Below are 10683 nucleotides of genomic sequence, written 5' to 3'. Positions count from 1 at the left end.
TAAAGTCCGTGTTTAATTTTCCAAGATGAAAATCTATAAAATTTTGTCTTGAAAATGGAACAACGTAAGACCACCCATCTTCCTTAAGTGGCATAAGGAAAGGGGCTTCCACCACCGGAATCCGATGGTGGAGGTGGTGGTAACCTTCGATCACCTTAATATTATTGATATAGCAAGAAGTCATTACTACAAATCACTACATTACATTTTTTTAATTTTAAAATCCAAAATATTATCAATTTAAGACTCGTCTTCTTCTATTCTTCTAGTAACTAAATTATTTTGTACGTCTCTAATCCAGGCTGCGACTCCATTTGAATTTTCTAGACCTGAAAAAAATATAGAGAACCAATTATTGAAAGATTCAAACTCTAAATCTTTATCATCTCGTGTTGAAATAAATGAATTTTGCACCTCTTGCTCAGTTACATATCTTCCCCTAGGAAGATGCGGAAGCATTGCCTGGGGAGACCTTACAAGGCTGGCCCACTTGTCACTTAACCAATTTAGAATATTCGTCTTTTCTACAACATTATTGATATGAAAAGTAACTGTCTGATTTGCACCCAATTGCCTCAATCTAACAACTGGTGCAGATAAATCACCAGAGAATTCACAAGTGATTAACCTTTGGTTTAAAAAGTTATCAAAATATGGATGAATGATTCTTTCATTGGCATTTACTCCAGTAATCACGTTACCTCTTTTTGAATTACATAAACATGAAGGTATCAGATTTCGTGAGTGTATTGTAAATTCGGGGTGAGTTGACTGTGGTAGGTAATGATCAACAGTCCCTGTCCCAATACTCCCACACATAGGGCAACAACTTGTAGAAACTTCATACCTTACTTGAGAAATAAAGCTTAAGCATTTTAGTGGATTTTTATAATGGTATTCTAGAGCATTTCTCAGTTCTGTGCCAATTTGCACAGAAGGACAGAGATATGGGTTTCCATTATTGTTTATAAATTGCTGATACTGAGCAAGCATAATTAGATACTCATGAGAAAGATAAGGATGACACTTAATGTGAGTCTTGCTACATAAATCTTTTAGCAACTGAATATCATCAATATTTGGCATATTTACTGATTTCATACTTTAACCACTAATTTCTCGTTTTAACGACATCAATACTTCTGTAGATAACTCTGACTTGAGTGTATCGAGGTCAAAATCAATGTTACCTTTTTTATCACGAATGTTTTCTAGAATATTATTAGTTAATTTATCATCAATATTGTCATCGAATACAAAGTGAGAAATGTCTCCGATATTAGCTCCATAGGTTTTCAACCTGGGATTCACAATACTAATACCTCTATCAGGCATCTCTTTAAAAACGTGAACTTGTTCTCTTGATATTTCTCTCACAAAATAAGCAGAATGGGTTGCAATAATAGAGTAAGAGCCTGTAGCCCTTAGTAGCGTATTTAGCAATGATATAAAGTCAGAAATTAAATTAGGATGTAAGTGAGTTTCAGGCTCATCTAGTAACAAGAGAGAACCGTTCTCGATATGTAAACAAGCTAACAATGCAACTTTAAAAAAAGAAAGCTGACCACTGCTTAAAGGATATAATGTGCCATCTCTAAATATTTTGGGCTCAGCCTTCTCACTTATTGCTCCTAATAATAGAAGTCTTCTTTGTTCACCTATATTTCTTTTAAGAAATCCCGACAATGGATAAAACGGAGGAAGTCCGTCATATTGTTCTATTGGAATTACAATATCCTCAACAGGTAAACAATTACTTACTGAGTTGTAAAAAATATTATATCGAAACTGATTACCAATTACATCTTCACTTCTAAGAAGCTGTTGAAAAGATTCCCCTGTTGCCGCATTTATACTTTTACTGTTCCTTATCATATTGAGTAGTTTATATTTTATTCTAGGCCTCTTAACATTCAGACGTGGAAATGTATTATAAACTTCACCTGGCGTCCCAATGGCAATAAGTCTATTTATTAATGGTCGACCAGTTTTTCCATTTGGGTCGCGTAAAATATTCAAATGATCTGTTCTTCCTACTAAAGCACTGACAATTTTACTTAATGCCTGGCTTTTACCTAAACCATTTTTACCAATCATAATATTAATTCTTTTTGGTAAAACTGAGTCTTGGCTAAAAGTGAATTTTATTTGATGAGGGTTAGAAAATGAATCTAATTGAAATTTTAAATCTAAGTTTTTTGATATTATATCGAAGCTTTCAAAGTCAAGGCCTTTTAGAATTTCTCCTGCACTGTGATAAGCAAAATAACTTTCAGAATTCCTCATAAATGCTTCACGAAAGGCCAAAGATTTCTTTCCCTTTATAAGCCAATCATCTGTTTTTTGTTGTTGTCCTTCCCAGAACACTAAATCTGAAACTGACTTTAGTACAGAATTTGCAATTTCAGGTGTTACTGTTTTCACTAATTTTCTATACTCTCCAATAGTTGGCAACATTGTAAAGAATGCTTCGAAGTTTTCAACAGGGATTAATTCTTTTACGGAGTTAGTTTTTTGTATATACTCTTGTAGCCTTGACCGAAGTCCAATTTCTACTTCGCTAGTTGTTTCAGGGACAAAAGCGAGAAAACTTTCAAAGGAAAATAAATCATTATTAGTTTTTAAATAAATTAGTGCTTTAATCTTATGTTTGAAATCATTCCACTGGTCCTCACTTGGAATTATTAAGATTTCTCCAGCCTCTAATTTGTCAGTATTTTTTTCGAGTGAGAATAAGACCTTCCATTCAGTTATTTTTTTGCTTTCCATAATCTACCTATAATATATATTTACATGTAATTATAGAGTAAAAACTAAAAACATAAAACTTACCTGTTTCTAGTTCCTACCTCTTTATAGAATCAATTACTTAAGGAAAGTAAATCTCTATCTTTTCATGTCTTGAAAAAGAGTTGTTTTATGGACATTTATATTTAGATTAATAACTCTTTAGAAAGATGTAATATTATTACCAGGCACTTTCAATCTAATACAAGCTAGTTAGTGTGATCACTTTAGTATAAAGTGAAAGTAATCTATTGCTACGCTTACCAGAATTTAAGCTAGTTATGACTTTCTATTCTAAAAGTAAATTAGATTTTTTAGCTAAGTAATCTACACTAGATTGATAATCTGGAAGGAAATTAGATATTAGATTCCAAAACTCTTTACCATGATTACGTTCCTTAAGGTGACACAGTTCATGTACTACAATATATCTAATTATATATTTAGGTAGAAAGGCCATTCTCCAATCTAATTTAATTACTCCATTATCTTCACATAGCGCCCAAACATCTTTTCTATCTATAAACTTTAGTTCTGGAGTTTTTATAATTAACTTTGATTCATACATTGAGGTGATTTTAATGTATTCCGTTTCAAGACTTTTCTTAAAAAATGAAATAAATGAATCTTTAATTACTTCATTTCTAAATTTTAAAGGTATATCTATTGGAACATTAACATTAAATCCTCTAATAGAATGAGCTATTTCAACTTCATTCGTCTCGACAGCAGATATATTTATCATCTCATAGCGGTCGTGAAATAGAACCTTTGAACCACTCATAAAGTTTTCCGGCCATGGGTCACGAATCTCTCTATGACCTAACTCATACCACTGATTGAATATCCACTCTTCATTCTTTCTAAGAAATTCACTATTATCTGATAGCTGGGAACTAGGAACCTCTAACTCTATTCCTAAAGGGGTTACATTTAGCCTTCTAGACTTCAATCTCTTATTTAGCGATACCTTACATGGTATTTTAGTTTTACCTACTTCAAAAAAATCCATTTAAACCTTTATAAAATTCTTTAATGCGTACTCTTCAACTCTATTTGGAATCTCTTTTTGCCAGCCTTGTAACTTAACTGGTTGCAATATACGTCTTACTTTCTGCCTCAATTCTTTTCTAAGTTGCTCCATATGATTCCATCCTTTTGGTGCAGAATCATTAGAAGCATAGACTTCCTCTACTTCTTTAGCTATTTCTTTCAATTTGTTAATAACTTCTTTAGAGAGACCTTCACTTTTTTCATTTTTGGAATCATCATCAGACTTTTCTTCTGACTCATATCTGAAAGCTTCTAATATTTTTAAAATATCATACCCTCTTTCTGTTAAACCTGAGTCCTTATAAGCTTTATCTTCTTTGTTTAACTCTCCAGATAACTTTTCCATTTCTTTTAGAGCTTCTGATGCTTCAAGTTGTTTCTCTTCAAGTAATTTAATAATCTCAAGTAATCTTTCTGAAAACTTTTTATAGCGAAGCTCGTTATCATCAACTTTTTCACGAGTTATTTTCTTTAACTCAGTTGCTTTTCGAGTTGCTGCTTCTTTAATATCTTCAGGTGACTTCCCTTCTGTTTTAAAATCATTTTGAAACTCTGGGTCAGTTAACTTTCTAAGCTTAATAGTTGTTTTAAGACCTGTTACTTCTAAATGCTCATCAAGCATGGCCCTAATCTTTTCACTGTAATTCCCTAGAGGTTCAGCTTCTTTTTTCTCAAATGAAGGAGTTGCATATTGTAGGAATGCTACTGTCAGTTTTAAATCTTTTTGAAATTGAAGAATAAATGGTTCTGGACTAAGGATTTCATAAGCAGAAATAAATTCTTTAGCTTTCTTCTTAAATACAAGCCATCTGTCTTTAGTCTCAATAATCTCAATCAATTTTATGAATTCAGCCCTCAGGTTTGGCTGATTCCCATCAATCTCTTTTAAATATGCTGATACTTCCTCATGACTTCTAGTCAGATTCTCTTCTAATTTAGAAAAGTCTCTAGTTGCATTCTGAACATCTTCTTTTCTATAGCACTCTAGGGCCTTATCAAGTTTCTTAGTGATACCAATATAATCTACGATGAGACCACAGTCTTTACGACCTTCACTCCAAACTCTATTTGCTCTAGCAATGGCTTGTAGTAAATTATGGTCTGTTAATGGGTTATCAACATACATGACACCTTCAATTGGAGCATCAAAACCAGTTAAAAGTTTGCTACATACAATTAAAAAAGAAGGCTCTTTGCTTTTTGTCTTAAAGTTATCTTTGATTTCAATTTCTTTATCTTTGTCAGCATAATATTTTTGGAGGTCTCCTCTTAACTCTTGGATGTACTCCTCCTCGCTTGGCTTAGCATCTTCTTGATTTCCTGAGTAAACACAAGCACTCATCTCATCAGCTTGTTTCTCAGCCTCTTCTTGTGAAAGTCCAGACTTTACTAAATCAGCAGTAATTACTTTATTTAATGCTCTTTTATATAAAATAATAGCTTCTCTATCATAAGCAACGATTTGGGCTTTTAACCCATCTGGTTTTGCATATGCTTTATAGTGAGTCCAAATATCATAAGCTATAAGGTCAATTCTCTTTGGAAACTTAATTAACATTCCTAACGAGATACCTTTCTCTTTTAAAGCAGAGATGACTTCCTCGGGTTCATTGGCAAACCATTGGTCAAAAAGAATATCCATCTTAGCTGTTTCAACATTCCACTCAGTCATTCTCGCTGTGTGATGTATAGGAACTGTTGCACCATCTGCTACAGCATCATCAATATCATACTTATCAATGTAACCTTCACCTTCTGGACTAAAGTTCGCATAAGTATCCATATCATTCTTTTTAACTGGTGTTCCTGTGAATCCAAAGAACTTAGCTTTTGGAAATGTTGCTCTAAGGTAAGCACCTAAATCCTTCTCTTGAGTTCTGTGGCACTCATCTACTAAAAGAATCCAATTTTCACTATTTGGGATTGGGTCCTTTGAACCTTGAAACTTGAAAATAGTTGTAACAACTGTAAGGCCCGTTGCCTCTGACTTAATCGTATCTCTTAACTGTGAGACACTCGTCATGTGTTTCGGATTTCTAATACCACAAGCTACAAACGTATTCTTGATTTGTGTATCAAGGTCAACTCTATCTGTTAAAACTAGAATATTTGGATTCTCTAATGTCTTTGCATCCAATGTTAGGTGTGTTTTTAGCTTAATTGCTGAAAAAACCATTGTTAAAGACTTTCCACTTCCTTGGGTATGCCAAACAAGACCTTTATTCTGTTCATCTTTTACAACTCTATCAACAATCTTGTTTACTGCTCTAAACTGTTGGTAACGACATATCTTTTTGATGATATGAGTGTGACCGTCTTTATCCTTCTCTCTTTCAAAAACAATAAAGTGAGCTATTAAATCTAAAAGGTTGTCTGGTTGGAGAAGTGCCCATAATGCTTTTTTAAGAGGGTCATTACTCAGGTCTTCATCTGTTTTTGGCCACGGATTTCTCCAATAACCATAATATTTTGAACTCGAACCAGTTGCTCCATACAATGTGTTCTTTTCATTTGTTACAATATTGAAACAATTAGAAAAGAAAAGCCTTGGAATATCTCTTTCATATTGCTTTATCTGGTCAAAGGCTTCACCTGTTTTATCTTTATATGCAAAAGGACTCTTGGCCTCAATTACAACAACAGGAATACCGTTGATAAAAATAACAACATCAGGCTTTCTAGAATGTTGAGACTTAACATAATACTGATTAGTAACAGTGAAAGTGTTATTTTCTGTATTCTTAAAATCAATTAGAAATATAGTCTTTTTATCTGACTGTCCAGGAACGCTTTTACTATAGTCTCCTTTGATTATCTTTAACCATTTTTCATTATCAGAAAGGTTCAATAAATCTTGATAAACAGAGTTTGCTACCTCGTCATCAACATCATTTATTCTTTTTATTGCAGCAAGAAGTTCATTTCTTAAAATGACATTTGTCTCACCATCTCTTTCTTGAGAATGTTTAGCTGGTTGGAGGTATTTATATCCTACAGTCTTATCATTACTCTTAAATAAATCGTCCTTACATAAGAAATCAAGAATTGGCACTTCAACCATTCTCGTTTCTGGACCATATCCATCGGTCTCATAGCTCATTTTAATTTCCTTATATTACTTTTTTATCTCCTGTAAAAAAGTCTTTCTTTAATCCTTTTTTAATATACTCAAGTCGCTCAATTTTTTTATTCAACGTTGAAATCAAGGAGTCAATTTCTCTAATTACTTTTACAACTTCATCTTGTTGTTTCAGAGACGGTAAAGGTACGGGAATCTTTGAAAAGTCCGCATAATAAAGCCTTAACCTGTCATTGGTTAAACCGTAAGAATATTGATGAAACAATCTAATAAATTTCTCAGTTTGAAAGAGGTAATTATAAAACTGTGTATTTATATTTTTATTTTTTGGCTCCAGAACCACATATGCTGGACTTACTAGGAAATCTTGATTAGCAATGCCTTGAACGCCTTGCCACATTCTCATCATGTTATAAGCAATCCAACCTTTTTTAACCCATAGATGGTCTTCTGCTTTTAAGTTTGTCTCAACTTTTTTCTCTTCTTCACTACGAGGAACAATTCCACGTCCTTTAGTTACAGAAGCAAGAGGTATTCCATCAACTCCCTTGAGTTTGGAATCCTTAAATATATCTCCCATTTTAACAACATCAAATGTACTACTATCTTTTAATACTTTCCCCTCTTCCAAACATAATTGATAAAGGTCATTCATAACTCCTTTTTTAAGAGCCTGAGTTTTAATAATCCGTTTTTTGAATGCTTTTAATGTTGACTCTATAGAGTCTAAGATTTCCACAATTCTAGCTTGTTCTTTATTTGAAGGGATTGCAATTGGTATCTTTAAGATTTCTGGTTCAGAAATTTCTTTTTGGCCTGTTCCGCCAATTAAATTATCTACTTTTTTATAAAAACCATACCACTGAAATAACAACTCAATAAACTTATCATTCTCATTTTCCTTGCACTTAAAACTAGATATTGCATTCGATGCAATTAAGCCATCTAAACTTTTTGGTACAATTCCAATCCCACCGTTATGGAAGTTTTGCCGACCGATTAAAATCTCACCTTCGTTTCTGATATAATACGGTCTCCCCCTCTCTGTAGGAACAGGTCTTTTACCTGAGTTTTTTATACCTTTACCGTGAAGCTGTACTGTTAAAGCATAATAATTTTGTGGAGATTCAACCTTTTCCTTTTTTACAATCTCTAGAACATCTCCAATTTTACACTTCCTCCAACTATTCATAGCCCAACTCTTTTAAAAAACTATTCAGTTTCTTTTCAGTTTGACCTAGTTGTTCATTAACTTGATTTAATGAAAAAGTGTAATTATCCCAGATATTTGACAATAAATTAAAGAGTGCGACTCTTTCGTCGCCAATTACTTTTTTCAAATCCGATTTAAGTTTAAAGACAGGCTGAAAGCGAATTGAATCGCCCTTTATTTCAAATACTGATTCAACATCTAATCCTTCCATCAACTCAATAAAATATTCATCTTCAAGTTCATATTTAGGAATGCCTCCCTTTAGAATATGTTCGACATCATAATTCGTTAAAGGAGGTGCCGTATCTATATATCTTCTGATGTTTAAGTTGTAGTCATTTTCACCTAGTTCTTTATGTGAAACGACGATAGAGAACCTATTTTCTTCAGTGTAGTTTGAGTAAGTTTCAACAATCTTATCAATGTCTGAAGACCTCAACCTTCTTTGGATTTTCCTATCCTCATAAAGCAACTCTGCATTTATAAACAACAATTTCTTTTTTCTATTCTCATCTCTTTTCTTTTTAAAAATTAACAGTGCTGTTGGAATCCCTGTTCCATAAAACAATCCCTCAGGTAATCCAATAACAGCATCCAGAATATCCTCATTTTCAAATAAAGCTGTTCTTATTTTTCCTTCAGCATTTCCCCTAAACAAAATACCATGTGGAACGATAACTCCTAGCCTTCCATTTGAATTGAGGCTTTTTATCATATGCTGAACGAATGCAAAGTCTGCATAACTCTTGGGCGGACAACCAAATAAGTCTCTTCCGTAAGGGTCACCACCTTTCCATATCTCTTGTCCCCAGTTTTTTAATGAAAATGGAGGATTTGCTATAACAAAATCAAAAGTTTTAATTTTCTTTGATGCTTCATCATCAAATAAGAGAGGTTTTTTTAAAGTATCACCATGAACGACACGAGCATCATCAATATCATGAAGGAAAAGGTTCATCTGAGAAATTGCCCATGTATTTATGTTTTTCTCTTGCCCAAAAAGTCTTAACGACTTGGGATTTTTTTTATTTCTCTCCATATAATGAAAAGCCTCAAGTAACATACCTGCTGAACCACATGTAGGGTCATAAACACTTGCTCCTTCACTAGGCTTTAACAACTCTACGATTAACTGGACTACTTCTTTGGGAGTATAGAATTCACCACCTTTTGAACCTGCATCGTCTGCAAACTTTGCAATTAAGTATTCATATGCATTTCCAAGCATGTCCGATGGGACATTCTTTTTCATTAGAGAGTATTTATCAAAATGCTGGATAAGCAATTCTAATGTAGAATCAGGAAACCTTCTCTTATTATTAAAATCTACATCCTGGAATACTCCATTTAACCTCTTGTTAGAATCTTCAATTGCTCTAAATGAGGAATTTAATGCTTCTCCAATATTTGTTGTCTTCTTTTTTACATCAGACCAAAAACAACCTTCAGGGATATGAAAGCGGTGCTCTTCAGGGTCCTTAGCAAGTTCTTCGTCTTCAAACTCCTTCAACCTTTCTTCGTACTCCTCTACCCATACATCTGAAAGACGCTTATAAAATAGAAGTCCAAAAATATAATGTTTATAGTCGGCCGCATCGATGGCACCTCTTAAAATATCGGCTGCTCCCCAGAGATGCGACTCAAGTTCTTGTTGTGTCAGTTTCTTATTTTCCATGTAAAAAATAGTATATTAAAGATAACGCTTTTTGAATTGAAACTTATCTCAATTTCAATGAGTTAAGTTCTCTTCATTTAAATTTTGTAGTTAGAATTTTTGAAGGAATGTTTTGTTGTTAATCAATACAGTTTTAAAAACTTGTTTTAACTTCAACTCATTAGTGTCCATTAAACCTCTCAACACCTTTCGGACTGAATGTATGACTATCACTTCGTCTTGGAAGTTTTGTTTCTTAAAAGTGCTATTAAATTTGTAGTTTGTTTGGGCCTCAAACTACGGCCACCAACTACAAAGTGTTGCAACAGGGCTTATTTTAAGTGATTTCTACTGACATTGAGCTAGTTAGCAAAGCATCAAGTCGTTGAGATTACTGAAGCCAAAACTCAACAATTTCAACGCCTTGCATGGTGGAGGTGGTGGGAATCGAACCCACGTCCGAAATGATTTCTTGATAGCGGCCTACGTGCGTAGTCTTCGGTTATCGTCAGAAGACAAGACTGTCCGTGATACGTGACCTCGGCGAACCCCGGTGAGTGATTAACGAGCAGGCCCGGCGGGCTCGAAACCTAGTTAGCCAGCAGATTCAACTGGGTCGCTACATTCTGTTTCTTGGCAGTAGCGCCTCACAAGACTAATCCTAATTAATTAGGCAGCCATTGGCATTGCATAATCGTCTGCAATTAACGGTGGACTCCTTTTTACCAGGACCGTGGAGACCAACCTGGACACGCCCGGATACCTGTCTACCATCCCGTCGAAACCAGGGCACCCCCATGAGATTTTGACACGGATATTTGAACAAATATTCGTAAGCGGCAGTATAGCACAGCATTTCAAATGTGGAAAGAAATGGATTTTCGGTGATTTGATATA

General features: G+C 34.0%; 6 protein-coding genes and 1 other RNA gene. All 7 read right to left on the bottom strand.

Annotation, left to right across the window (positions count from 1 at the left end; translation table 11 throughout):
* Nucleotides 1-240 precede the first annotated feature (240 nt).
* The gene (locus ACN5L8_RS14800; RefSeq protein WP_419173386.1) at nt 241-1101 is read right to left on the bottom strand and encodes a hypothetical protein; all 861 of its coding nucleotides are present in this window, start codon (nt 1099-1101) and stop codon (nt 241-243) included.
* 3 nt (nt 1102-1104) lie between these two features.
* Nucleotides 1105-2769: an AAA family ATPase gene (locus ACN5L8_RS14795; RefSeq protein WP_419173385.1), complete on the bottom strand. Its 1665-nt coding sequence runs from the start codon at nt 2767-2769 to the stop codon at nt 1105-1107.
* A 307-nt stretch (nt 2770-3076) separates the two neighbouring features.
* A complete protein-coding gene (locus ACN5L8_RS14790; RefSeq protein ID WP_419173384.1) occupies nt 3077-3799 on the bottom strand; it encodes a YgjP-like metallopeptidase domain-containing protein in 723 nt (240 codons plus the stop codon).
* Nucleotides 3800-6940 carry a type I restriction endonuclease subunit R gene (locus ACN5L8_RS14785; protein ID WP_419173383.1) on the bottom strand — a complete coding sequence of 1047 codons (3141 nt, stop codon included), beginning with the start codon at nt 6938-6940 and terminating at the stop codon, nt 3800-3802.
* Between the two features lie 10 nt (nt 6941-6950).
* The gene (locus ACN5L8_RS14780; RefSeq protein WP_419173382.1) at nt 6951-8111 is read right to left on the bottom strand and encodes a restriction endonuclease subunit S; all 1161 of its coding nucleotides are present in this window, start codon (nt 8109-8111) and stop codon (nt 6951-6953) included.
* Nucleotides 8104-9807, bottom strand: coding sequence for a type I restriction-modification system subunit M (locus tag ACN5L8_RS14775; RefSeq protein WP_419173381.1), 1704 nt, complete (start codon nt 9805-9807; stop codon nt 8104-8106). Before ACN5L8_RS14775 ends, ACN5L8_RS14780 begins: the two co-directional genes overlap by 8 nt.
* A 408-nt stretch (nt 9808-10215) precedes the next feature.
* Nucleotides 10216-10583: a transfer-messenger RNA gene (ssrA, locus tag ACN5L8_RS14770) on the bottom strand.
* Between the last annotated feature and the right edge of the window lie 100 nt (nt 10584-10683).

Source organism: Halobacteriovorax sp., from assembly GCF_048381875.1.
Lineage (GTDB): Bacteria > Bdellovibrionota > Bacteriovoracia > Bacteriovoracales > Bacteriovoracaceae > Halobacteriovorax_A > Halobacteriovorax_A vibrionivorans.
This window is presented reverse-complemented; position numbering and strand designations above follow the sequence as displayed.

What these genes read in the sequence shown, in the direction of transcription:
- ACN5L8_RS14800 (WP_419173386.1), bottom strand. Translation starts at nt 1,101, where the DNA reads ATGAAATCAGTAAATATGCCAAATATTGATGATATTCAGTTGCTAAAA.
- ACN5L8_RS14795 (WP_419173385.1), bottom strand. Translation starts at nt 2,769, where the DNA reads ATGGAAAGCAAAAAAATAACTGAATGGAAGGTCTTATTCTCACTCGAA.
- ACN5L8_RS14790 (WP_419173384.1), bottom strand. Translation starts at nt 3,799, where the DNA reads ATGGATTTTTTTGAAGTAGGTAAAACTAAAATACCATGTAAGGTATCG.
- ACN5L8_RS14785 (WP_419173383.1), bottom strand. Translation starts at nt 6,940, where the DNA reads ATGAGCTATGAGACCGATGGATATGGTCCAGAAACGAGAATGGTTGAA.
- ACN5L8_RS14780 (WP_419173382.1), bottom strand. Translation starts at nt 8,111, where the DNA reads ATGAATAGTTGGAGGAAGTGTAAAATTGGAGATGTTCTAGAGATTGTA.
- ACN5L8_RS14775 (WP_419173381.1), bottom strand. Translation starts at nt 9,807, where the DNA reads ATGGAAAATAAGAAACTGACACAACAAGAACTTGAGTCGCATCTCTGG.